A 24,419-nucleotide genomic window follows, 5' to 3' on the forward strand; every position below is an offset into this window, starting at 1 on the left:
TCTCCTCCTTTAAATGTTAGGGGACACACCTCTATTTCGGGGATTCCTTTTCCGTCGGAGGAATGTCCCCAATTTATGTCAGGGGACACACCGAGGGATGCCCTAATTTATGCTTCTATAAAAAAGTGTCTAAATGAAACAAAATTCGGGATTGATCGCCAAGATCCTGCCTCCCGAAAAATTTTCCCTCAGGAATATTGTTGCAATTAGGGGTAAAAATTCTTTCAGAAAGATCCCTATGCTATTTTCCCTGATCAATTTTCCCCTCATCCTGACAGCGGGGAAATTGTGTGATGACAGGGGAAATCAGGGTGAGAGAACCATTTATAAATAAAGGGAATTCTTCCTCAACCTGTTCCCTTGCTTCTTGAATCACGCCGGTCATCGCAGCAATATCCGCGGTGTGCACCTGATGACGTTTTTCCAATTGCACAGCATATTTTTCCGCCAAATGGAGAGGCGTGACCTGGGAAAGGCAGAAGAAGTGGGGCATTTGGCGAAAGGTCATTTCAATCTTACCCGTATCCAGGCCAAAATAACGGGCCAGTACCTGGGAGCACCGGTGCACAGTTTGATCATCGCTCAGGGCCTGGAAAACGGACTCCGTTAGATGGGGGTGCTTTTCCACGGCGATTACTTCATAGGCCATCTCAATAAAATTGTGCGCTTTCCACAAACCCATATCAGGCGGGATTCCGCAAGCTGCTACCACCTTGTCCACTAAGGGAACTGCCCTTTGAAAACAGTATCCCGTGTCCTTTCCGGCAAAACTCTGGTCGGCATAATAATCCAGTCCCCTGGGATCGGACCCATGGGAGATCACTGCCTGGGCAAAATCCAGAAACTCTGGGTTCCCTTCCCGGCAGAACTGATAAAAATCCCGCCCCATTGCATGGGTCACATCCCGGTTCAGTCCAATCGCCGTGCCCAGGTCGGGGAATATTCCGCCCAGAATAATCCGGGGATGAGCATTCCCCAGCAATGTTTGGGCCACTAACGTATGCGTCAAGGGAAACATCCTATTTCTCCTCGTAATTAAAAAATATTTTTGGGACATAAATAAAATAAGCAAAAATCTGACCGCAAATGTCTTGAAAAAATTCCCTTTTATTCTTATTATAAAGGGGACTCCGGAAAAAAGGATAGTGATTATTTTGAGCAGTAAACAAAGTTTTATTGATGTTGTATTGATCACATTCGGTTCTTTACTGATTGCCCTTTCCTATGGCGTATTTATCATCCCCAATGAACTGCTGGCCGGAGGAGTTTCCGGCTTAGCCATTCTGACCAACCATTTTACCGGCTGGCCTGTCGGTCTGATGATTCTATTATACAACATACCTATTTTATTTTGGGCCAGAAAAGAACTGAGTAGACGTTTTATTATTTATACCATCATTGCCGTATTTCTCCAATCCTTTTTTCTTAATTTTATGTACCTGGTAGAGCCCTACAGAAATGACCCCCTCCTGGCCAGTATTTTCGGGGGTATTTTGACCGGTGTGGGGGCAGGTATTGTGATTCGCCAATACGGTTCTTCCGGAGGAGTAGATGTGATCGCCATCGTTTTAAGAAAAAGACTGGGGATTAGTATTGGCACAGTCTCCTCCATCGCCAACCTGATCGTGATCAGTTTGGCCGCCATCGTTTTTGGCATCGAGCCGGCCATGTACACGGTGATCAGCTTTCTGGTCGGCGGTCAGGCCGTAGACGTGGTCCAGGAAGGTCTGAACAAAAAACGTACGGCCATGATTGTGTCCGATAAATCACGGGAAATCAAAGACGCTATTATGTTCCAGTTGCACCGGGGTGTGACCCTGATGCATGGCGCCGGCGGCTTCGAAAATACGGAAAAAGATGTGATTTTCTGTGTGGTGAACCAGTTTGAACTGGCCCGGTTAAAAGAAATCATTACGGCCGTAGATAAAAGCGCCTTTATGACGATCTCTGAAACGTCGGAAGTATTGGGCCGTTTTACCGAGCACTCTTTCCTCTGGAAGAAGGATCGCACCTAATTTGCGAAAAAAATCAGGGTGGCATTCCGCCTCCTCCCTGATTTTTTATTTTTCGATTTTGCTATCTATTGGTATCAGATGGGACACCGGTTAACCGTTTGCCAGGGTTCGTGGATAAGGGAAGGATTTCTCCTTCACAACGGGTTTCTTGTTATTTCTACCAGCCCCGTATCGCCGTCTATTTTTACCCAGTCACCGGTTTTAATGACCTGAACAGGATCCACTTCTTCAAAATCTGCTACAGCGGGGACATCTAAGGAGGCAACGGCCACCCCCAGCCGGGAATCTACTTTGGTGATGACCCAACCGGCGGGACATACTCCCGAAATTTTAGCCGCCTTAAAATGGGCGGAAAAACCATTGGACCCCTTGGCACAAGGCAATACTAAAATACTGCCTTTGATACTTAATCCTCTGTTCGGATTCCCCTTTTCCATAATAATGCCTGTTTTATCCTGCAATGAGCCCGAATTTCCCGCCAGACTGTCCGGAAATACAAGGGCGGGCGCTTCAACAATGCCGCCCATGGCCGGCCGGCCTTTAATGATTATTTTCTCCATCCTTCTCCCTCCTCCCATCTGCCCCTGACGGCAGCATCCATGCATTGATAAATATCACCGAAATAGACCTTGGCCTTGGTCTGCGCCTTAATGGCATGGGCTTGTTTTGCCCCGTTCATCACCATTGCTTTGGCATGTTTATGGCTCTCTTCTTTCATCACTACCGGACAGCTGCCTGTCAAGACATGGGCGCCGGCCTCCTCAATCATCTTGGTATATCCGTTCGCATCGGACATGGCTTTCGTGGCGTAGTCCGTCCAGACTAAGAATTCCACCTGGTCCTTAACCTTTTTCCCCTCCAGATAAAAGGCCACATCCCTCAGCTCATCTAAGGCCAGGTGGGGGCAGCCGATATTCACATAATCGATTTCTCCGCTTCCCGGGTCACAGATCATTTTTTCAGATTCTTTGTACTGGGCCTCCGTAATGTTGATGATTTTTTTAGGAGGTTTTCCCCCTAAGGCCATGTCCAAAGTGTGGGCCTCCGGAGTAATGCCCACCACATGGCAAATTTCAGCGGCGCTGGTAGTGGCCAGGGCGGAAAAAAGCTGCCTCATTTTATTGATATTGGGTCTTTTGAAATTGCCGCTGATAATGGGCTTCTCACTAAAGGGCAGATACCGGCCTACTGTATAACCAATAAGATCCCAGTCATAGACGGTATCTGATTTGCATTGAATATTAAAAACAACCGTACCATACCTGTTTTCCTTGAGATGATTTCCCCACAAAGGAGATCTGCCGCAGATCGCCGAACATACGGCGGCCTCAATGCCGTCCGAGTTGCCGTAAGCGCCGAAGAGAGAATTGCTCATTAAGGTATTGCTGGATTCTGTGGTAACAAAATGTTCGCCCATGAGCGGGATCCATCCCACATAATAAGGGGTGCAGGAATTAACGATATTCACGCCCGCTTGTTTTGTGATTTCTAAAAACCTTCTGTCCCGATCAAAAAATTCTTTCGATAAATGAGTGGTTACATAATCAGATAAATCACATGCGGCGGCACAGGTCTGGCAGACACAGTTATCCGAAAACCTGCCCATTTTAATTTTTTTATCACTGCTCAGATAAAACTGGGAGAAAATCTCTTCATAATCATCTGTTTCAAAACAATCCAGGTAATGCTGGGCGCCAATAAATAAGGTTGCTCTTGTGATTTCACATAACTCTTCCGCCCCTAAAACATGGGCATATTTTACAATAAACTCTAATGCTTTTTGTTTAAATTCCCCCATCTCTCCCTGAAACATTTTCTGCTCGTATGCTGTGAGCTTGACCACGGGAATTTCACCTTCCTCTCCATAATAAAATAATCAAGGCCTGCCTGCCTAAAAATTGAACGGCGCTTTCCATTGGTATACTTCTGTCCCTAATCCTTTCGCCACAGCGTTTTGATAGATTTGGTAAGCCACGGCTGTATCAGTAATGCATAACCCCAGTGTGGCAAAGAATACTGCGTCATCGGGGCTCTCCCGGCAAACAGTTTTTCCGCCGATGATTTCACCCAGCATCACAATGTCACGGGGATTGAGTTTTCCTGAAATTGTTAATTCGCTTAAAGGATACTTCCGGTCCTTCAATCTTTCTTTCCCATCCATGCAGTACTTGGTGCAACTTTCTAAAATGGTCTCGTGCTGATAATCCCACATGGAAACCGCGGAATGAAAAGATCCTTTCTTGATCCATTCTTTGGGGATATACTCCTGTCCCACATTCACATTTGTGCACGTATGGACGATGTCCGAATCAGCCACCGCTTGCTCGGCACTAGCGCAAATCTCAAAATTGTATCCTAACTTGGACCACTTCTCCGCAAACTTCTCCGCCTTTTCCTTGACAAAATCGTAGAGACGCACGGTTCTAATGTTCTTCATTACCACGCTGGTAGCCAGAATACAGGTATCCTGGATGACCCCGCAACCAACCAATCCGAGAATTTCCGCATCCGGGTTGGCACAATATTTGGCCCCTAATGCGCTGGAGGCTCCGGTCCTCATGGAACTGATCATCGTCCCGTCCATCACGGAAATAGGAAGTCCCGTATCTTCATTATAAAGGATAACCAGCCCATTAGAGCGGGGCAGGCCCCGGTTCACGGGATTTGCAGGATTGCTGGGGATCCCTTTGATGGAAGCCACCATCATCTCCTCCGCCCGAATTAAGGCTGAGCTGATGCCAATGCGCTTGCTTGCGTATGCCCCCGGATCCCAAACCAAATGTACCAAGTCTGTTTCTGTGGTTTTTCCTTGCGCCAGCCATAAGTTAGCATTTTCTACGTTCTTTAGCACCATTGCCATATCCAAGGCCCCTGCTTCAATACACTCTTCCTGGGACAACCATAACACCTTGTTTTCTTTTTCACCCATCAAAATTCCCTTCCTTTATCGTTTCTAAAGGCCAAACCTGTATTTCATGGGAACATGGTAACCAAGTGCACAATTGGACCAGCATCACTATTTGTTCTCGTTTTGTGTTAAAAAGTCTGTCGTCAAGCCTTTGGCCATCGACACAATCGTATCCGCCAAATCAGTCAAGTCATCTACGGCAGCAGTAATTTCTGTAAGGACTTGGGCCTGATGATTGGCCACCGATGCCACTTCTTTCACGGCTGAATTAATTTGTTCCACGGCATTTTTAATTCTGTCCAGGGTAATCTTAATATCTCTGGTTGATCCGGAACTGGACTTAGCCAGTTTCCGCACCTCTTCCGCTACTACGGCAAAGCCGCGGCCTTGCTCTCCCACCCGGGCTGCCTCAATGGCTGCATTAAGACCGATTAAATTGGTTTGGTCAGCTATTTTTTTGATAACCTGGGCAACCTCATCCGTTTCTTTAACCTGAACGCTGGTTTCCTCCGAAACGCTGCCCAATTCCTGACCTGTCGCGGACAGTTCTTCCGCTTCAGCTGCGATCTGTTGCACAGTGAGATCCAATGTCTTGATGGTCTGATCCAGAGAATTGGCGATATGAAACATTTTTTCTTTTTTGTCTACCGACTGGTACATGGAAATGCCGCCGACGATTTGATCCTTTTCATAAATTGGCATGGCAACTGCAATGTATGGCACGCCAAAAGCTTCCCTGGCTACTTCCTTTACGATCCGCCGGCCATTCTGGATAGCCTCTGACAGTACGGATCCCGGTGCGGGCGGGTCACCCAGGTAGGAATCCTTGGGAAACCTTACCGTTTGGGGAGGATCATAAAAGACATATTTTTCTGTGGTGCATACTGAAATGCCAATATCTTCAATCGTTAATCTTTTAATATAAGGAGCCACCGCCACAAAATAATGTACGATTTCACATAATTCATTTTCTGCCGGCACTTGATTCACCTCCCTTATGTTTTTGACGGGGCAGTCCCAGAATGGAGTCGGATCCTTTCTTACATAAAATTGTTGATTAAAATATTCTTGCCGGGAGGGACAATCAGGAATTCCTTGTTCCAATTGCCATTTACCAGCTGTTCAAAAAAATACAATGAACCTTCGATCTCAAAGAATTCAACATTCAGGAACTTTGCCACTTCACGGCCGTATTTTACGTATTCGTCGTTATTTGTCCCGGTATGAATAAATGCTACCCGTTGATAATTCTTATATTCTTCGGCGATGATCCAGCGAGCACTTTCTTCTCCATACTTTTCACAATACCGGTGAAATCCGGAAAGGGGCTCGGCCTTTTGTTTAATCCATCCTTTACTTAAGTAATAAGTACCGGGATACATCTCGAACTCGGCATCATAGCGCTTTCTGGACCCCAATAAAAGACTGATGCAATCATGAACCCGGGGAATGACCATGGTATGTTTCTCTGACCTAAGTCCTGCCACCCCATTGGAGCATAAGCCATACCCAAAAAGCAGTGTTTCATATTGTTCAGCTTCTTCAATCCGTTTTTGCAGTTCCTGACGCAGCTTATCGGGAGTGTTGTGCAGGCCGTATTCTAAAAATTCATAGTCTACATTTGCCGGCAGTACCTCTCTGATTTCTTCTTCAAGCGTTCTACAGGCAAAAATTTTTGTTTGGTTCACAACAGTCCTCCTCACTTCATCCCATCAAATTTTTTCCCTATACAACCCGTTCGGTGATCAGTCAGCTACTGCATGCAGAACTTCTTCCGTCTCCCAGTCCGGACGTCCTACTGCGGTAACTTCTATACGCGATTCCACATAAATGTCATTTTCAATCATGCTGGCATTGGCATAAACATCTTCATGGTTCACTACCAGATCAAAATCCTTCGCTCCCGCTTTTTCCGCCGCCCATATCGCCCGTAATTTTGCCTCATTTAAGGCGTAAGCAGTTGCCTCTTCCAAAAGGTCAAAGTATTTCCGTTCCCAGGGAGCATGCAGAAGATAGCCGGTACCCCCTTCTCCGGGCTTAATCAGTACTTTGACAGTCTCCATAATTTTTCCGGTAGCTGCTCCTACAGCATTGGCCACTTCCGCATGTTCCGGAATCACCAGTTCGGCGTGAAGGATTTCCGCTACTTTGGGCAACCATGCCCGCACCGGAGCGCCAATCCCTACAATGGGCATTTTGACTCTGAAAAAGCTGTCAAACCCAGTTTTCTCTTCCCGGCCAAGAGCTTTCTTGATAAAGTACATTGCCACTTCACTGCCTTTAAGCCAAATACCTTTCCGTTCACACCCCACCAGGCTCTGCAGGCAAGTAAGGCAAAGATCGTGGATAATGGTTTCCGAAGCTGCATCGATAAATTTATCCCCGGTTAGGCCCATTCTACTTGCAAGTATCTCCACGCCGGTCCAGGCCGCTACTCTGTTCCACTGGGTGTAGGCCCCTTTAGCATGGAGGATATCCGTAGGGGTTAAGGATACCCTGGCCACAATCCCCAGGTTAACCAGGTGCTGGAAACGGAAAAGATTCGGATCTATCTTCACATGAGTAGCCAAATAGCAGAGGGTTCTTGGCCCATGCCGGAGGATTTCTATGATTTTCTCCTCCAGATCAGAAAGTTTTTCTGATCTAGACTGCTTAAGCAGCATAAAGCAGTCGGTAGCCTGAGCATCCATCAAATCATAGTCTTTTTTAAAAGTGTTCTTCAGTTCTTCCGCCAGATAAGGATAGGTATGCGCAACAACACAAAGGGGCCATACCCTTTGAGGTCCCACCTGCAGTTTCTGATCTTTTGTGATCTGCAGATAGCTGTCTCCCCCCAGACCGTATGTATAGATTTCTGCCGCTTGAACTCTGGTCAACCAGCCTCCAACCATCGCCCCTTCCTGGTTCATCCGAGGGATGCCGTTTTTGAGGATTGCGATATCGGTGGTAGTTCCTCCCATATCAAGGACTATCGCTTCCGGGGTTTGCGTCAGAAAGGTTGCTCCGATAATACTGGCGGCCGGACCTGAGAGAATCGTTTCGATGGGTTTTTCCCGGGCCAGGACTTCACTCATTAAAGAGCCGTTTCCTTTGACGATCATCAGCGGGGCGGCAATACGCTTTTCATTTAATACGATTTTTATTGATTCGATCAGTTCGGAAATAATAGGTATTAACCGGGCATTAAGCACCGCTGTAACGGTGCGCTCGTGAAACCCCAGTGATGTGGTGAGCTGATGGGCGCATACAACAGGCAAGCCAAGGATTTCCTGTACCATTTCTTGTACCTTAATTTCATGCTCAGGATTTCTTACACTTAGGTAACCCGAGATGGCAATGGCATCTACCTTGCCTTGAAACTCCATTACGGCCTGGCGGGTTTTTTCCAAGTCCAGGTCTTCTTGAGGCCGCCCTTTAATATCATGCCCGCCGGTCAGTACCGAAAAATGCTTTACCGGCAGTTTACCGATGGGCGCATGACCAATCATGAGCAAGCCTACTTCACAGCCCCGGCCTTCCACGATGGCATTGGTAGCCAGTGTCGTAGAAAGGGAGACCACGCTAATTTTGTCAAAATCTCTCAAGTCAAGATTGTGAACACAATTTCTGATACCGATGGCCAGATCTTCCCGCGTGGTCAAGGCCTTAGCTTTTTTTAGTATCCGTTTGTTTCTGAGCTCTACCACTACCCCGTCAGTATAGGTTCCTCCGGTATCAATCCCTAAAACCAGCGACATAATCCTTCCCCCCAAAATGTACCATCCTTAAGCCAGCGCAAAACTTATCCTTTAGATCTTTATTTATCTTTGATTTGAGGATATTTATTTTTAACTCTTCTTCTAATTTCCTCCGGAATACGATTTGGCTCATGGGTGTCCAGGATTTCCTTGGCGATTTCTTCCGCTAACGTCCAGGTATCCTTTCTCCCAGCCTTTTCCCAACTATCATAGCTTATCCTATTTACTGCTTTGGGATAATAAAATTCTGTACGCATTTTTTCCACGGTCAGCTCTTGGTCTAAAAAATTTCCCCCAGGCCCAACATCTACAATCACATTTGTTGCCAAAGAATTTTCATCCGTTTCTATTCCCCGGACAGCACGTAACACATAACCGTTGATATCGTTATCAATCACATACTGGGCATAGGAAATCGTCATACCCCCGTCCAATTGCCCGGCTGCTTCGTGAATGAAATTGGCGCCTGCCAGGGCCGGCAGGATACAACTAATTCCCTTTTCAAAACCGGCTTGCTGGTCCGGTTCCTTGGAATCACTGATTCCACCGGTAGAATAGAGGGGCAGTCGATAATATTGCGCCATTTGGGCCATCGCCGCGTTCATGAGACCGGATTCTACACTCCCGAATAAAAAGGCCATGGTCCGCATATCCATAATGGTGGGTACGGCACAATAAAGGACCGGCGTACCGGGTTTAATAAGCTGGGTCAAAATAACCCCTGCCAAGGCTTCGGCATTTAACTGCACCAGGGTACCGGCTAATGTAACAGGTGCCGTGGCCCCCGATATTGGCGCACAGGACGGCGCTACCGGAAGACCCGCCCCGGCAATTTTGAAGAGGTTTCTTAATCCTTGATCATCCAGTTTTAAAGGACTGATGATGCTGGAAATAAAAGAGATAAAGGGTTTTTCCCGAAGCTGATCCATTCCTCCGGCGATGTGGGCAGCCATCTCAATTACTTTGTCCAAACCGTCTTCTGTCAAAATACCGCCCATAATTGGCTTAGTTGTATTATTTATGGCATGATAAAACCTATTTATATCTACATCCACGCTCTCAACATCATTAGGATGGCAGGGAATCACAAAAAAATGGATATGATCAAGTGCATCCACCAATTTTGCCGTATCGACAATATCCTGGACCGTGGTCTTTCTTCTTTTCCGGTCCAAATCAAGAATATTAATGGCTGTTCCGCCGGTACCTGTATATACTTTATTTCCCCCGATCTCAATATTCTTTGACTCATCTCCCCGCCCATACAGCGTTACGACAGAAGGAGCCGTTTCCACCGCCTTCATGACCTGCTCTTCTGTAAAATAGACCCGTCTTTTTTCATCATCCGACCGGAGACCCTTTTCGGCAAAAAAATCTCGTACCGTCTTTTCCGTGATTTGGACGCCCACTTCAGATAGCACTTTCATGGATGCCCGGTGAATTTTTGCCATATCCTCTTCTTTTAACAATTTTAAAACATCTGTTTCCATGCCACCTCTTAACATCCTCATCCCTACCCCTCTTGTAATTTTTCTCCCATATTTGCCCCTTTACCGTTCTTGCTCTTTTTCCCTTCCCGGCCTCAATTAAAATAAAATCTTCTAATCCTTGTACACCAAAACAGATCGGGGGTTTAGAAGAATAAGCAAATCAGCAATGAATTTATCCTAAGCTACCCTAGTTTTGAAAAAATAAATCAGGGGCTTTTTTATCTTTTTTAAGATTCAGGTCCTCATAAATGACCACCAAGACATTACCCATGATGATGAAAAAGATGCCTGCTAAATCAAGAAATCCTACCTGCTCCCCGAGAAGTAACATTCCGATCATAAACGAAAATACGCTGCTGCTCATAGACAAGATGCCCCCCAGGATGGTAGTGCAATATTTGTATGCGGAAGTCATCGTTACCTGGCTTATTAGCCCGGTCAGGCTTGTTAAACCAATCCATAAAAATTCCACAGGCAGAGGCCATTTCCACTGGGCAAGGGCTAAAAAGAAAGACAGGACCGCTCCGAAAATGCAAAAATAAAAGAAAATTGTCCACACAGGTTCATCATTCTGACGCAGCTGCCTAATCGCGGTTACGGCAAAACCTCCTACCAGACCGGATGCAAGGGCGAGCAAATCCCCTATTTTCATATGGCCCAGATCAGGGCGGATCAGTAGAATGATGCCGATAAAGCTTACTGCCATAAAAGAAACGGATGGGAGAGTAACCTTTTCTTTCAATAAAAGAAAAGACAACAGGACCGCAAATATGGGAAATGTGTTTTGCAGCACCGTACTGTTGGTGACCGTCCCTTCTTCTATCGCCATAAAAAAGAGCAGTACTGTGATGCCGCCAAAAAATCCCCGCAGCAAAAGCAACCTTGTATGAGCCGTAATCAGCTTATGTCCGCATCTTTTCATCATGAGCAGAGAAATAACCACGCCTAAAAATAAGCGGAAAAAGGTGACCTCAGGACTGGGAACCGTTTCAGTGGCAAGCTTCGCATAATAGACCATCAAGGAACTACACAGGGACGATACGATCATCTGCACGGGTCCCCGAATAAAATTTTTTATGTTTTCTTCCTGCTCCGGATTGACTTTTGCCCACCTATTTTTTACTAAAGTAACGATATCTTTTTTATCTCCATCGGTTTTATCCCTCACCTGTTTATGCATCTCAAAACAACTTCTAAGCTCAGAGGGAGAGTCACCTCCCTCTGAACGTTAGAAGAAAGTCCTCCCCAACTAATACACCAACGGTTTGTAAAAATGGGGCCGTCTTTGTAAAATAAGATATTCCTGATTCCACCACCAGCTGGCTTGGATGGTGGTAAAATCGGCCAGCAAAAATTCTTCCCCATCTTGGCTTAGGGCCAGGGGCTGGTCTAACCCATACAGAGGATCTAAAGTATAAAGAGAGCTGCTCCCCTGATAATTCTGCTCCGTCCCCACAAAATTCGCCACGAGGGTATAGCATTCGGCGCTCATGGCGATGGAATCCCACAGGCACATGGCGTTCTCCGGGTACTTGTTTGCCGACATGCCCGTATTGGCCTCAATCTTTTTGCCATATTGCCCGTTCCAGCTGGAGGGAATGGCAATAATATCCGCCCTGTTCACGGATAAGACGCCGGCTACTTCAGGAAATGCCGCATCATAACCGATCATGATGCCGATTTTACCGATTTCCGTGGAGAAAACTTCCAGCTTATCTCCTTTTTCCGCCCACGATTTATCCGCTGTATCTAAGTGTGTTTTGCGGTATTTGCCGATCACTTCTCCTTTGGGATCAATCAAAACTGCCGTATTGTAGAGTTTGTCATTTTCTTTTTCTGCAAAGCCAAATATGATATGGGTTTGATTATTCTTGGCCAGTTCTTTAAAGCCGGCGACCAGGCTGCCGTCCATAGGCTCCGCCAGCTGTTGCACCTTCCCTTTATCCGACAGGGGACCAGTTGCCGACAACTCCGGCAGTACAATGAGATCTACTGTCTTGCCTTGATTTTTTGCTTCATTTACACTTTGCTCGATGAGCTGTCCAATTTTAGCCATATTGGCATTTTTATCGCCCAGTACCGGTTCATATTGCAGGGCAACTGCCGTTACATCGTGGGGAGTGGTATTCTTGGTATAATCCCATGGGCCGATATAAAGCACCAAATCTTTATATAGTTCCGGTCTTCTTTCACTAAGTCTTTTCTTCCCATCATTGTTGTATTGAGCCGGGTCAATGGTGCCGTATAAAATTGTCGGCTCATTGACATCCTCTGCTGAAGTGGGAATAAACTTGGCCTCCGCCAGCTTGGATCCATCCGGAGCCCAAACGGCACTGGCCCCAATCATATGAAAACCGTTTTCCGTATTTGACCGGTTGGCACTGACGATATAAAGACCGTTCTGCACCGCCCGGGCTTGCAATGCTGCTAGTGCTTGAGCGGAAGAATTGGTGGGAAAGGCTAAGATGTTTGCCCCTTTTAAAGCCGCTATGCGCGAGGATTCAAAAAATGCGGAATCCATGCAGATATTGATGGCAATCTTGCCGATTTCCGTATCAAAGACGGGAACCCCCAGGTCGCCCCAGGCGGCCCAATGGGCTTCTGTTTCCCATTGATGAGTTTTTCGGTATTTGCCCATATATCCTTTAGGGCCGACCAAAGCTGCCGAATTGTAATAGATCCCTGTCCCCTGGTCTACTTCCGCCATGCCGATGACGATATAAGCGTTGTATTTTTGGGCCAGGGTTTCAAATTTCTTTGTGGTGATCCCCGGAATGGTGTCTACAAATGGTTTAATCGCATCCCGGTTTTTGTAGTAATATCCTGTAGTTGACATTTCCGGCGTCACGATCAGCTTTGCCCCGTTTTTGGCCGCTGTTTCCACTACCTGATATAAATCATTAATATTTTCATCTCTTTCATTTAATTGGGGGTTAAACTCAACTGCAGCACATTTAAATGCTTTTAGATCGCCGGTATTTGAATTACTGTCTGCCGCAAAAACAGCGCCAAAAGAGAATACTAGCATGCATGAGATGATCAAGAAAATCCATCTTTTTCCCATTGATATGCCCCCCATATTTTTTAATGAAAAGAACAGGCCCGGCCAACATCCAGCAAGCATTTGCGGAATGTCAGCCGGCACGATCCAAACAGATCCTAAGAATACCCCTAATTCTTAGACTGATTGCGGCGTACTATTTTCTGGCACAGGTTTTCCCAAGGGTTTGTGGATAAAACCCATCAAAAGCGCCAGAATCATCAAGACGAGTGTTGCACCCAGGAGTACGGCAGTTGTTTGGATAACATACCCCAGGCCGAGGAAAACAGGAGTCAAAGAAACCAGGGCAACTTCAATAAATGCGATGGGAATATAGGCAAGACCGTAATCCTCCAGCGTATTGCTCTTAAAATGGGGATCAATAATGCGAAGCAAGGTCACGCCGCAGGCAACGTTTCCACATGCCCAACCCCAAAGGAAGATCCCTCGTTCAAACCAGTTGTCGTGAAAAATACGCGGTCCCACCCACCAAAGGTAAAAGGAACATATCGCCAGTCCCAGGAGGCAGAGCAAAAACAGGGGCACAGCAAATTGGACGACAATGGCCGTTTTGATGGAGGCAATACCAAAAACGATCAGAAAATCCGTAGACATACTGCCAATTCTGTCCACAACCGCTTTATCCACATAATCGCCTAGCTTGAAGGCATTTAATAATACTTGAATCACCACACCGGCCAACATCGTTAAGCACATCATGGGCACATCGATGGTGGGCCAAAGCACCTTAAAATATAAGTTTGCATAGTAGCCGATGGCAGTAGCGATTAATACTAAGCCTAAATGCCAGGCAAGGGGATCCAGGGAATTGGGGCTGATGGTGCCGATGCCAAGAGGCTTTCTTTCATTTTCCGGAATAAGGCCCGTTTTAATGCTCTCCGGAAGTTCTGCTACTGATTTGGTAAAACGGGTGGCCCCTATCCTGGTGCCGATATTAATCATGATGATGCCGATAAAATTACCCACCAGCATTCCAAAGGTGGCCATGGCTAATCCTACCGTAGTGGCATCCGTAAAGCCATATTTCTCCAGCGATCCGCCTATGGCTGTAGCATAGCCGTATCCCCCGGCCCAGCCGGCGGGAAGCATAATCGCAAAAGCTTTATTGATTTCAGGGAATAATTGCCATAACACTAAAATTCCGAACAAAAGAGCCACCCCAAATTGACCAATCTCCGCAATCATGGAAGCAAAAAAAGTGTCTCCCGTTTTGCTGACAATCTTCTTCAAAGGCTCGAATTTCGTGCGGCCTAAAAATAAGGTAGCAAACAATACACAGACCAGCAGATAGCCGTAGGAACCAATCTGACCGGAAAAGGGCAACATTTTCAGTCCCTGGGGTCCAAAGATTAATGCCAGGGTACCGGCGATAATACTGGCCGGAATAAAGAATTTTTGAAAAAAGCCTATTTTTGCTCTTAACAATTGACCCACCACTAAAAGCAGGGCCACAATACAAAAGTCTATCAGCATATTGTACGGTCCAAATTCCATGTGTGTCCCACCCTTCCTTTGTTTTACTCAGTCCTTTGCCCTTACATTGAAAACTTTCTCTCTTAATCAGGAATAGGGTTCTTTTTTATCACTCAAGTAAACCCTTTCTTAACTACATCGCTGTGATATTCCACAATGAATGAGCACCTCCTTCTTGGTTAATCTGTGATTAATTCCGGCAGTTCCTTCTTCAGGCTTGCGACCACAGCCGGATCAATAGGGACAGGTTTATGCTTCCGGAGAATTTCCTTGGCGATTCTCAGGGCTTTCTCTCTGCCGTCAATGGCGCCGTTTTCTTCCCAACGCAAACGAGGCAACCGATCCGCTACTTGGGGCATAAAGAACTCGCTGCGCATGTATTTGATGGTATGCTCCTGGGCCACGTAATTTCCTCCGGGGCCTACTGTTTTAACGGCTTCAAGGGCCAGACTATCTTCATTGATTTCTACCCCGCGCACCGCTCTCATCACCATGCCGTTAATTTCATCGTCGATCACATACTGCTCATAAGCTACCGTCATGCCGGACTCGATTAATCCGGCGGCATCATGAATGAAATTGGCGCCCGCCAAGGCTGTCAACAGGGAGGTAGACATTTTTTCATAACCGGACTGGACGTCGGGAATTTTTGCTTCCGTGACCCCAGCCGTAGCATAGATGGGAAGCTGGTACCGCTGTGCTAATTGAGCGGCCACAGCATTCATGATGCCATTCTCTACTGCTCCGAATAAAAAGCTCATGGTTCTCATATCTGCCGTAGTAGGCACCACACTGTACAGGACCGGGGTTCCCGGATTGATAATCTGGGCCAGGATTACCCCGCTTAACGCTTCCACGTTTAACTGCATAATTGTCCCCGCTAAAGTTACGGGGGACGTAGCGCCGGCAATAGGGGCGGGAGGTGTTGCCAAAGGAATTCCTGCTTCGATCACCTCCAGCATCAAATCCGTATACTTGGCATCCAATTTTAAAGGACTCATGATGCAGGTAATCATGGAAAAGATAGGCCGTTTACGTAAAGCCTCTTTCCCTCCCATAATAGCTTCCCCAATTTTGATCACTTTTCGGATCCCTTCTTTGGAATAGACCCCACCCATTACATGCTTGGAAGTATTGGCTAATCCGGCATAGAAGCGATTCACATCTACGATTTCCTGGTCTAATTCGGCAGGGTAGACAGGCAGGACAAAAAAGTGAATATTGTCTAAAGCATCCACTATTTTTGCCGTCTGGCGCACATCACTTAAGTTCGTCTGCCTTTTTTTCCCCGTGTCAATATCTAAAATATTTAAAGCCGTGCCTCCTGTGCCCAGGTAAACCTTAGTCCCTCCCAGTTCCAGATCATTTTTTTCTTCCCGTCCGCACAAGGTAATCTTGGCCGGAGCCTTGCTGATTTTGTCCATCACCCAGTTCTCCGAGGCCCAAAAGCGTTTTCTTTTCAAATCCACGTCCGCGCCTGCTTCATGCAACAATTGGAGCGCACGTTCATCATGAACTTCCACGCCCACTTCTTGAAAAACGCGCATGGAAGCGTTGTGAATCATTTCGATTTCTTGGGGAGCAACCGTTCTATAAGCTCCCCCGCATAAACCCCGTAAAGTCATCGTTCTCCCCTTTTTTCCGGTAACGCGGCAAGGCGCATCAACCCTGCAACGTTACCTGACCTTTCTGTTGATTTTTTCTTATTGACTTCTTATGCCTTCCCCAGCAAATTTTTGCACAGTTCCGTGGCGGAAGCCGCATCAGGGGCAAATCCATCGGCACCGATTTCATCGGCAAAATCCTGGGAAATCGGGGCGCCTCCGATAATGGCTTTTACTTTTAAGCCCTCTTCTTTAATTAATTCAATGGTATCTTTCATATGAAGCATGGTGGTGGTTAATAAGGCAGACATGGCTACAATGTCCGGGTGATGCTGCTTAATCGCCTCGACAAATTTTTCCGGCGCAATGTCAATACCAATATTGATCACCGTAAATCCGCTGCTTTCCAACATCATAGCGACCAGGTTTTTGCCGATATCATGCAGGTCGCCTTTCACCGTGCCAATTACTACCTTGCCGATGCTGGGCATATCTGTATCCGCAATTAAAGGCTTGACGATTTCAATTCCTGCCGCCATGGAACGGGCGGCCATTAATACCTCCGGCACAAACATTTCCCCGTTTTTAAAACGGGCGCCCACCACGTTCATTCCCGCGATTAACCCCTGGTTAATAATGTCCAGCGGATTGTTCCCGGCTTCTACCAGTTGCTGCGTCTTCTCCTTTACTTGGCTCTCCTTTCCGGCAATGACAAATTGAGATAAATTTTGATAATCAGACATCATCCGTTCTCCTTCCTTTGCTTTGAATAATTTTTATAAATCTTCTCCTTTAATTCCCGGGAACATGCGGCGGATCTCCGCCTGTACTTGGGCATCAACAGGGACAGCCCTGTGCTCTCTTAAAATCCTTTCCGCCATTTTATGAGCCCGGGCATGGGCATCAAGGCTTCCCTTTTCAGTCCAGGTAATGCGGTTCCACCGGTCGGACACCTTGGGAATTAAAAATTCCCCCCTAAAATGGGATGCTGTGTGCATATTTGCTAAAAAGTTACCCCCGGGTCCCACTTCTTTGATCACATCGATGGCTAAAGTGTCGTCATTCACTTCCACTCCTCTGAGCACCCGAAGCACATTGCCCAGAATTTCGTTATCAATCACTGTTTTTTCATAGGAGACGGTGGTGCAGCACTCCAAGAGGCCTGCCGCATCATGGATCCAGTTGGCCCCGGACAAGCCCAGGACCATGGCTTGAGAGGCGCTTTCATAGCCCGCCTGGGCATCATTTAGCTTGGCGTCGGATTGACCCCCGGTGGCATAAAGGGGCAGGTGATAATATTGGGCCATTTGGGCAAATCCTACATTGATCAGGGAGGATTCGATTGCTCCCGCCACATAAGTCCCGGTGTTCATGTCCATAATACTGGAGGTGGTGCCGATTAAAGCGGGGGTCCCGGGGTTAACCAGCTGGGTGAGGGTTAATCCGGCCAACGATTCGGCCAGGTTGATCGTTATGGTGGATGCCAGGGTAACCGGCGAGGTGGCGCCGGCTAAAGGTTCCGAAGGTACCGCCAGAGGCAGCCCCTTACTTGCAACTTCAATGAGAAAGTCGGTATAGAGCCAGTCCATGACCAGCGGACTGACCATGAGCGTAATGAAGGAAACAAAGGGGCGCTCCCGTAGTTTCTCCGCACCGCCGGCCACCATCTCGGAAACTTTGATCGCCTCCCTTAATCCCTTCATGGTGTACATGCCACCCATAATTGGTTTGGTGGTATTGGTGATGGCCCAGTAAAAACGATTGACGTCCACATCATTTTCCGGGACATCATCCGGATAGGTGTGGATGACATAAAAGGCGATATTTTCCAGCGTATCTACTAAGCGGGCCAAATCGCGCACATCATGGGTGACGGTAGGTCTTCTTTGCCCAGTCTCAAAATCCAGGGCGTAGCATACCGTCCCCCCGGTACCAAAGTGGACCCGATTTTTTTCTAAAACGGCATCATGTTTTTCCTCCCGTCCGTGAATAGTGATTTTGGACGGGGCAGTTTTAATGGCCTTTTCTAACATCGCCCGGGGTATTTTTACAATCTCTGTGGTAGGATCAACGATCGCCCCGTTCTTTTCAAAGATTTCAAAGGCCTGTTTGCTCTTGACTTTCATGCCGACTTCTTCTAAAAGCCGCACGACTCCTTCGTGAATGGTATTGACCTGGGCATCGTTAAATAAGCGCAGCTGATCTCCATTTAATGCTGGATACATAGTAGAAACATTCTCCTTTCGTTTGCCTTGATATATTGTCACCCCGAAAAACGCCTCACCTCCCCCAAAACGGGGTATCAAACCACAGGAAGTTTTTCTAACCTGATCAGGTTCTTCGTATGTCTCTTTCCAGCAACTGTTTAAGCAAAAGATATGCCAAACAAAAAAAGAACCAAGAAGCCCAGTAAAATGGGCCTTTTTTGGTTCTTAAGAAAAATCAGATCGATCTTTAATTTTTCAAAATGAAAATATTTTTTACGGGAGCTTTATGAAATCAAGCATTTTTCAAATTGAAAATAATTTTCAATTTGAAAAGTCCGCCAAATCATATTTTTTTCCTTTCCGATAAAGGGTCGTTAATCCGATCCCTAATGCGGCTGCGGCATTCTTTTTTCCCTCCAGGGAGTTGCCAAAATAATTCAGCGCATTCATGATCAATTCTTTTTCCACCGTATCCAAAGACCGGACCCCTAAAGGCCTGGTATCAACCGCTGCAAGCGTCTGCCGGATCCTTTTGGGCAAATGATTCATTTCAATATAGGCATCCGCCATATGGGTACAATACTCCACCGTATTTTGAAGCTCTCGGACGTTCCCCGGCCAGGAATATCTTAGTAAAACAGTCTCTGCTTCCTCGGTAAATCCGGAGACGGACTTATTTAAAATGGTGTTGTAATAGTCAAGAAAATGCCCCAGAAGTAAGCTAATATCCTCTGTGCGTTCTCTCAAAGCAGGAACAACAAAGGGAATCACGTTCAATCGATAATAAAGATCCTCCCGAAACTCCCCTCTTTGCACCATCCCTTCCAGATCCCGATTTGTCGCGGTGATTAAACGGGCCTCTAATTTAACGGAGTTCAGACCGCCGATTCTCTCAAAACTCTTATCTTCCAGTACTCTTAACAGTTTCGCCTGAAGGTGCAAAGGCATATCGCCAATTTCGTCCAAAAAAAGGGTTCCTTGCTGGGCTAATTCAAATTTCCCCACCTTTCCCCCTTTTTTCGCTCCGGTAAAAGAACCTTCCTCAAATCCAAACAACTCGCTTTCCAGCAGTGTTTCAGGAATTGCGGCACAGTTAATGGCAATAAAAGGGCCTTTTCTTCTTTCACTTTCGGCATGAATGGCTCTGGCAAATAATTCTTTCCCTGTACCGCTCTCTCCCCGGATCAAAACAGTAGAATTACTTTTTGCTATTTTTTGTACTTGTTGCTTTAACTTAATGATTAAATCGCTTTTCCCCAAAATGTTATCCAAACCGTAATTACCATGACCGGTGAGACTATGAATAAATTTTCCCACACTTTTGATATCTTGAATGACGGCAACAGCTCCTACTACCTCTCTATTGGCAAAGATGGGCTGGAAACTGCTCACTAAGCCAATATCTCCTTTACGGCTTTTGAATAGAATCTCCTTCTCCAGATATCCTTGCCCCTTTTCAATCACTTGCATGAACGGAGATTCCGGGTTAATCGCCTCAATATTCTTGCCGATCATCTCCTCACTTTCTGTTTGGAGAAGTTTTTCCGCCATTCTGTTAAAATGGGTAATATTGCCTTGTCGATCAACAGCAATAATCCCCTGGCCCACCGCATTGATCACCGCCTGCAATTCCGAAGTAGTTACGATCACCTGACCTAACAAAATATTTTCCGCAATTTTGCTCGATATCAAGTCCGCCATCCGGTAGAGAAAATCCATCAGTCTATCCCGATTGTCCAACAAGTTTTTTTCCTGCTCCTCCGTAAAGGTAATCAGGCTGATCGAACCGATACATTGTTCTTTATATAAAATGGGGTAAATTATTTGGGCATGGTAATGGCAGTTTTCATGAATAGGACAATTGATACAATATTCATGTTTTCCCGGTTCGGGAACAACCAAGGCTTGGCGTCTGCGCTGAACCTCACGGTTGATTACACCATAGTCCATGCGCAGACCGATCTTTTTTTTAGCGACCCCTGTTCCTGCCACTCTGACAAAGTCGGCGTCAACAATTTCCACGTCGACATTGAGAACAGCTGCGATGGCCTCCGCTACACGCTGTACCGTTTCTGAAATATCCTTTAACACAACCATTGTCACCCCTCCAAAAAATCCGGTTATTCTGTTCGCCTTCTTTTTTATTGTGTGCTCCAATTAGTTGTTCCGTCTCAGCTAGAAAGTATGATTGATCGCCATAACTACTGTATTCTAAATTCTTTTTACTTTTCCTTTTTTTCTGATTAATTACACCGGAAATAATTCCTCTCCTTAGCATGTTGTAACCTTAACATGAAGTTGATATACTAGAAGGAGTGCAATTTTAGGGAGGAAGTTTTTTATGGCACCAAACATTCGGAACATCGCCATTATTGCCCATGTGGACCATGGGAAAACGACTTTGGTGGACGGGATGCTGAAACAAAGCGGCATTTTTCATGAGAATGAAGTAGTCACGGAAAGAGTGATGGACTCCAATCCCCTGGAACGGGAACGGGGTATTACCATTTTGGCAAAGAACACCGCCGTCATTTACAAGAACACCAAAATTAACATTGTAGACACCCCGGGTCATGCCGATTTCGGGGGAGAGGTAGAGAGAGCCTTGTCCATGGTGGACGGGGTATTATTGATTGTGGATGCCTTTGAGGGACCGATGCCCCAAACCAAATTTGTTCTGAAAAAGGCGCTGGAGTTAAATCTCCAACCTGTCGTGGTGGTAAATAAAATTGACCGGGCGGATGCCCGGGCCCACGAAGTGATCGATGAAGTTTTTGATCTTTTTTTGGAACTGGGCGCCAATGAGGAACAACTGGATTTTCCCATTGTCTACACCTCTGCCCGGGCCGGCCTGGCCAAACGGGAAATAGAGGACGACACCATGGACCTGGAGCCTCTTTTTGAGGTGATCATCAGCCACGTTGCCCCGCCTCAGGTGGAAGAAGGTCCCTTTCAAATGTTAGTGGCGAATTTAGACCACGACAGCTATTTAGGCAAATATGCCATCGGAAAAATCAACAGGGGCACCATTAAAGCCGGCGATCCGGTTGCCTTAATCCGGCATGACGGCACCGTGGAACGGCAAAAGATCTCCAAAACCTTTGTCTTCCAGGGATTGAAAAAGCTGGAGGTGGCGTCTGCTGCCGCCGGAGAAATTGTGGCCCTGGCAGGGATTGATGATGTCAATATCGGCGAAACCTTGGCTGATGTGGAGCAGCCGGACTCATTACCTGTAATTACCGTGGACGAACCCACCCTCACCATGACCTTTTCCGTTAACAACAGCCCCTTTGCCGGCCAGGAAGGCACCTATGTCACCTCCCGGAAGCTCCGGGAAAGGTTGTATAAAGAACTGGATTCCAATGTCAGCCTGAGGGTAGAAGATACGGACAGCACCGATGCCTGGCAGGTATCCGGCCGGGGAGAGCTTCACCTTTCCATTCTCATTGAAAATATGCGCCGGGAAGGATATGAGCTTCAGGTTTCCAAACCGGAAGTCATTTATAAAAGAGTCAACAACCAGCTTTTAGAACCCATCGAACACCTGATGATCGATATTCCCGAGGATGCCATGGGACCGGTGATGGAAAATTTGGGCCGGAGAAAAGCCGAAATGGTCAATATGATCTCCAGCGGCACGGGCAGTGTGCGCCTGGAATTCAAAATTCCCGCCCGGGGTTTGATCGGGTTTCGCTCGGAACTCCTTACCCAAACCCGGGGCAACGGCATCATGAATCACCTTTTTGACGGCTACCGGCCTTATAAAGGGGACATCAGCACCCGCTACCAGGGTTCCCTCATCGCCTGGGAAGACGGGGAAGCCACCGCCTATGGACTGCTGGCGGTGGAAGACCGGGGGATCCTGTTCGTTGTTCCCGGGACCAAGGTCTATGAAGGAATGGTTGTGGGCGTGGGGAACCGGGAGCAGGACATTGAAATCAACGTCTGTAAAAAGAAACACCTGACCAATATGCGCTCCTCCACCGCCGACGAAACCGTAAAACTGAAAGAACCGCGCCTCCATACCCTGGAGGAGGCCATCGAATTTATCAACGATGATGAATTGGTGGAAGTAACCCCAAAAAGTATTCGGATTAGAAAAAAATATTTGAAAAAGAATGAAAGAGTACGGGCCGCCAAAGAAGCCAACAATTTGAGGCAGGACTGAGCAGCAGGGTGGAAGTTATCTTCCACCCTCCGGACTCTTTTTCACCGTTTCGGAAAGCAAATTGACTAATTTTGTATCCAGTAAGCGCAAATGCTCCCGGACGATTTCCGCGGCTTTGTCCCCCTCACCCCGGGCCACCATCTGCATAATTTGGCGTGCCGAAGCTATACTTTTTTCCTGGGTTTCCCCAGAAAGGGTCATAAAGTGGTAACGGTGCTTATGGATCATCTTCGTAATCACCTTCATCATTTCACTAATAACCTTATTCCCCGTTGATTCCGCCAGGGCATAATGAAAATCAAGATCTGCTTCATAGAAAGAGCCCATATCCTCTTTGCTTTCCACCATCTGCTTAATCGCCTGATGCAGCCGAAGGATATCCTCCCGGTCCAAGCGGTCTGCCGCCAGCTGAACTACTTTGATCTCCAGAATCTCCCTAGCCTCCATCAAATCAAACATCGGCATGGCCTGGAGCGCCTTTTCCAGGAAAGAGCCTTGATTCCCGGTAGGCAATCCTTCCCGGAGAAAGGTCCCTTTTCCCTGGATCACCTCAATGTTCCCCATCACAACCAGGGCCTTAATCGCCTCCCGGACGGAAGAGCGGCCCACCCCAAACAGTTTGCACAGTTCCCGCTCAGAAGGCAATTTGTCCCCCGCCTTCAGCTGACCTGTTTCCAAGTTCTTCAGAATCTGGTTCACAATCATTAAGGACGTTGTGCTTCGATGAATCACTTCAAATTCCAATTTTCTCACCACTGATTCATATATTTTAAATACGCGGCATCAAACGATGATGATTACCTTTTTTCTTTCCTTTACTGTGCTCGAAATCCATGACTAAATATACACCCAATAATATGAGCAGGCTTCCCAGAAAAAAAGACAAGGACATGCGCTCGCCCAAGATCAGATAACCCAAAATACTTCCTACTATTGCCTGCAAAAAGAAGAACATTCCTCCTTGATGCGGATTGGTCAGGGTCAATCCCTTGTTCCAGCAATAATAGGCCAGGGCTGTAGAAATAAAGGCCAAATAGGAAATGCTGAACAATACCCAGGGTTTCCTAAGATCAGCCCAATCCCAAAGGGATCGTTCCATTAGCGCCGGGGGAAAAGTGCATACGGTAGCCAAGATAATGCCCCAAGCCGTTATGCCTAGCGTCGAATAGCGGTCCCCAACTTTTTTCATCAATACGGAGTAATATCCCCATAAACAGGCTGCTCCTAAGAAAAATAAATTTCCCGGATTCACTGCTTCACCGCCGCTGATCCTGGACACGCCGGTGGTAACCAGGACACCCATGAGGGAGAGCCCCATCGCCAACAGCTGTTTACGTGTAATTCTTTCGCGGAGCAGCAAGATGGCAAATCCGGACTGAAAAACCGGAGCAAGTGTAGTAATCACCGCCCCCATGTGGGCGGAGGAAAATTTAGTGCCGATGAACTGGGCCGCAATGGAAAGGAAGTTCCCAAACAGGCCCATTTGAAACAATGTCCATTTATCTTCCCGGGGTATGATTTCAACCTGACTCCGGCGACACCACAGCACCAAGACCAAGGATGCTAAAAAGTAGCGTATAAATAACAGTGTAAAAGGTGGAATAAGATCTAAGGCGTATTTACTGGTAACATACATGCCCCCCCAAATACTGGCTGCTGCCGAAAGATACAGGGCGCCTTTATAATTTACCGCCATCCGAAAACCTCCCGTCCAATGGATCGTAAATTCATTGTAACAGAAGGCGGATATTCACTT

General features: G+C 46.8%; 18 protein-coding genes and 1 pseudogene. 2 read left to right on the forward strand and 17 right to left on the reverse strand.

From position 1 onward, the window contains the following. Positions 1–241: 241 nt before the first annotated feature. On the reverse strand, positions 242–1,009 hold the full coding sequence (locus tag DCMF_RS17625; protein WP_148135634.1) for a hypothetical protein: 768 nt from the start codon (positions 1,007–1,009) through the stop codon (positions 242–244). A gap of 145 nt (positions 1,010–1,154) precedes the next feature. On the opposite strand from DCMF_RS17625, the gene DCMF_RS17630 reads away from it, so the two are divergent. Next, positions 1,155–2,015: a YitT family protein gene (locus DCMF_RS17630; protein WP_148135635.1), complete on the forward strand. Its 861-nt coding sequence runs from the start codon at positions 1,155–1,157 to the stop codon at positions 2,013–2,015. 134 nt (positions 2,016–2,149) lie between these two features. On the opposite strand, the gene DCMF_RS17635 is transcribed toward DCMF_RS17630, so the two are convergent. The 14 genes and pseudogenes from DCMF_RS17635 to DCMF_RS17700 all read right to left on the reverse strand — a co-directional run bounded on the left by DCMF_RS17635 (position 2,150) and on the right by DCMF_RS17700 (position 20,592). Further along, positions 2,150–2,575, reverse strand: coding sequence for an aconitase X swivel domain-containing protein (locus DCMF_RS17635; protein WP_148135636.1), 426 nt, complete (start codon positions 2,573–2,575; stop codon positions 2,150–2,152). Then, positions 2,563–3,858, reverse strand: coding sequence for an aconitase X (locus DCMF_RS17640; protein ID WP_148135637.1), 1,296 nt, complete (start codon positions 3,856–3,858; stop codon positions 2,563–2,565). Before DCMF_RS17640 ends, DCMF_RS17635 begins: the two co-directional genes overlap by 13 nt. A 48-nt stretch (positions 3,859–3,906) precedes the next feature. Further along, positions 3,907–4,944, reverse strand: coding sequence for an ornithine cyclodeaminase family protein (locus DCMF_RS17645; RefSeq protein ID WP_148135638.1), 1,038 nt, complete (start codon positions 4,942–4,944; stop codon positions 3,907–3,909). Between the two features lie 87 nt (positions 4,945–5,031). Next, a pseudogene (locus DCMF_RS30515) lies at positions 5,032–5,388 on the reverse strand (methyl-accepting chemotaxis protein); the annotation flags it as partial. A gap of 575 nt (positions 5,389–5,963) precedes the next feature. Then, positions 5,964–6,611 carry a DUF1638 domain-containing protein gene (locus tag DCMF_RS17655; RefSeq protein ID WP_214658703.1) on the reverse strand — a complete coding sequence of 216 codons (648 nt, stop codon included), beginning with the start codon at positions 6,609–6,611 and terminating at the stop codon, positions 5,964–5,966. 57 nt (positions 6,612–6,668) lie between these two features. Next, positions 6,669–8,660: a hydantoinase/oxoprolinase N-terminal domain-containing protein gene (locus tag DCMF_RS17660; RefSeq protein WP_148135640.1), complete on the reverse strand. Its 1,992-nt coding sequence runs from the start codon at positions 8,658–8,660 to the stop codon at positions 6,669–6,671. A gap of 59 nt (positions 8,661–8,719) precedes the next feature. Next, positions 8,720–10,171, reverse strand: a complete 1,452-nt coding sequence (locus DCMF_RS17665; RefSeq protein ID WP_148135641.1) for a trimethylamine methyltransferase family protein — start codon at positions 10,169–10,171, stop codon at positions 8,720–8,722. A gap of 166 nt (positions 10,172–10,337) precedes the next feature. Then, positions 10,338–11,330, reverse strand: a complete 993-nt coding sequence (locus DCMF_RS17670; protein ID WP_148135642.1) for a DMT family transporter — start codon at positions 11,328–11,330, stop codon at positions 10,338–10,340. Between the two features lie 69 nt (positions 11,331–11,399). Next, the gene (locus DCMF_RS17675; protein ID WP_236860053.1) at positions 11,400–13,214 is read right to left on the reverse strand and encodes a nitrilase-related carbon-nitrogen hydrolase; all 1,815 of its coding nucleotides are present in this window, start codon (positions 13,212–13,214) and stop codon (positions 11,400–11,402) included. Positions 13,215–13,328: 114 nt separating this feature from the next. After that, on the reverse strand, positions 13,329–14,705 hold the full coding sequence (locus DCMF_RS17680) for a sodium/glutamate symporter (protein ID WP_148135643.1): 1,377 nt from the start codon (positions 14,703–14,705) through the stop codon (positions 13,329–13,331). A 158-nt stretch (positions 14,706–14,863) separates the two neighbouring features. Further along, positions 14,864–16,309: a trimethylamine methyltransferase family protein gene (locus DCMF_RS17685; RefSeq protein WP_148135644.1), complete on the reverse strand. Its 1,446-nt coding sequence runs from the start codon at positions 16,307–16,309 to the stop codon at positions 14,864–14,866. An 89-nt stretch (positions 16,310–16,398) separates the two neighbouring features. Beyond that, entirely contained in the window at positions 16,399–17,031 is a 633-nt protein-coding gene (locus DCMF_RS17690) for a cobalamin B12-binding domain-containing protein (RefSeq protein WP_148137963.1), read from the reverse strand. Positions 17,032–17,064: 33 nt separating this feature from the next. Beyond that, positions 17,065–18,513 (reverse strand): trimethylamine methyltransferase family protein, encoded by a 1,449-nt coding sequence (locus tag DCMF_RS17695; RefSeq protein ID WP_148135645.1) that lies wholly within the window; start codon positions 18,511–18,513, stop codon positions 17,065–17,067. 303 nt (positions 18,514–18,816) lie between these two features. Then, positions 18,817–20,592, reverse strand: a complete 1,776-nt coding sequence (locus tag DCMF_RS17700; protein ID WP_148135646.1) for a sigma-54-dependent Fis family transcriptional regulator — start codon at positions 20,590–20,592, stop codon at positions 18,817–18,819. 244 nt (positions 20,593–20,836) lie between these two features. Between DCMF_RS17700 and typA the strand changes: the two genes are divergently transcribed. Continuing rightward, a complete protein-coding gene (gene typA / locus DCMF_RS17705) occupies positions 20,837–22,663 on the forward strand; it encodes a translational GTPase TypA (protein WP_148135647.1) in 1,827 nt (608 codons plus the stop codon). A gap of 15 nt (positions 22,664–22,678) precedes the next feature. Here the strand turns inward: typA and DCMF_RS17710 are convergent, their stop codons facing one another. After that, a complete protein-coding gene (locus DCMF_RS17710) occupies positions 22,679–23,407 on the reverse strand; it encodes a FadR/GntR family transcriptional regulator (protein ID WP_148135648.1) in 729 nt (242 codons plus the stop codon). A 25-nt stretch (positions 23,408–23,432) separates the two neighbouring features. Further along, positions 23,433–24,359, reverse strand: coding sequence for a DMT family transporter (locus DCMF_RS17715; protein WP_148135649.1), 927 nt, complete (start codon positions 24,357–24,359; stop codon positions 23,433–23,435). Between the last annotated feature and the right edge of the window lie 60 nt (positions 24,360–24,419).

This window comes from Candidatus Formimonas warabiya (genome assembly GCF_002777255.1).
In the GTDB taxonomy this organism is placed as follows: Bacteria; Bacillota; Dehalobacteriia; order Dehalobacteriales; family Dehalobacteriaceae; genus Formimonas; species Formimonas warabiya.

Bases quoted from the DNA above. Each gene is read 5' to 3' on its own strand.
- DCMF_RS17695 (WP_148135645.1), bottom strand. From the start codon at position 18,513: ATGTATCCAGCATTAAATGGAGATCAGCTGCGCTTATTTAACGATGCC.
- typA (WP_148135647.1), top strand. From the start codon at position 20,837: ATGGCACCAAACATTCGGAACATCGCCATTATTGCCCATGTGGACCAT.
- DCMF_RS17645 (WP_148135638.1), bottom strand. From the start codon at position 4,944: ATGGGTGAAAAAGAAAACAAGGTGTTATGGTTGTCCCAGGAAGAGTGT.
- DCMF_RS17715 (WP_148135649.1), bottom strand. From the start codon at position 24,359: ATGGCGGTAAATTATAAAGGCGCCCTGTATCTTTCGGCAGCAGCCAGT.
- DCMF_RS17690 (WP_148137963.1), bottom strand. From the start codon at position 17,031: ATGTCTGATTATCAAAATTTATCTCAATTTGTCATTGCCGGAAAGGAG.
- DCMF_RS17670 (WP_148135642.1), bottom strand. From the start codon at position 11,330: ATGCATAAACAGGTGAGGGATAAAACCGATGGAGATAAAAAAGATATC.
- DCMF_RS17635 (WP_148135636.1), bottom strand. From the start codon at position 2,575: ATGGAGAAAATAATCATTAAAGGCCGGCCGGCCATGGGCGGCATTGTT.
- DCMF_RS17685 (WP_148135644.1), bottom strand. From the start codon at position 16,309: ATGACTTTACGGGGTTTATGCGGGGGAGCTTATAGAACGGTTGCTCCC.
- DCMF_RS17680 (WP_148135643.1), bottom strand. From the start codon at position 14,705: ATGGAATTTGGACCGTACAATATGCTGATAGACTTTTGTATTGTGGCC.
- DCMF_RS17665 (WP_148135641.1), bottom strand. From the start codon at position 10,171: ATGAGGATGTTAAGAGGTGGCATGGAAACAGATGTTTTAAAATTGTTA.
- DCMF_RS17660 (WP_148135640.1), bottom strand. From the start codon at position 8,660: ATGTCGCTGGTTTTAGGGATTGATACCGGAGGAACCTATACTGACGGG.
- DCMF_RS17675 (WP_236860053.1), bottom strand. From the start codon at position 13,214: ATGGGAAAAAGATGGATTTTCTTGATCATCTCATGCATGCTAGTATTC.
- DCMF_RS17700 (WP_148135646.1), bottom strand. From the start codon at position 20,592: ATGGTTGTGTTAAAGGATATTTCAGAAACGGTACAGCGTGTAGCGGAG.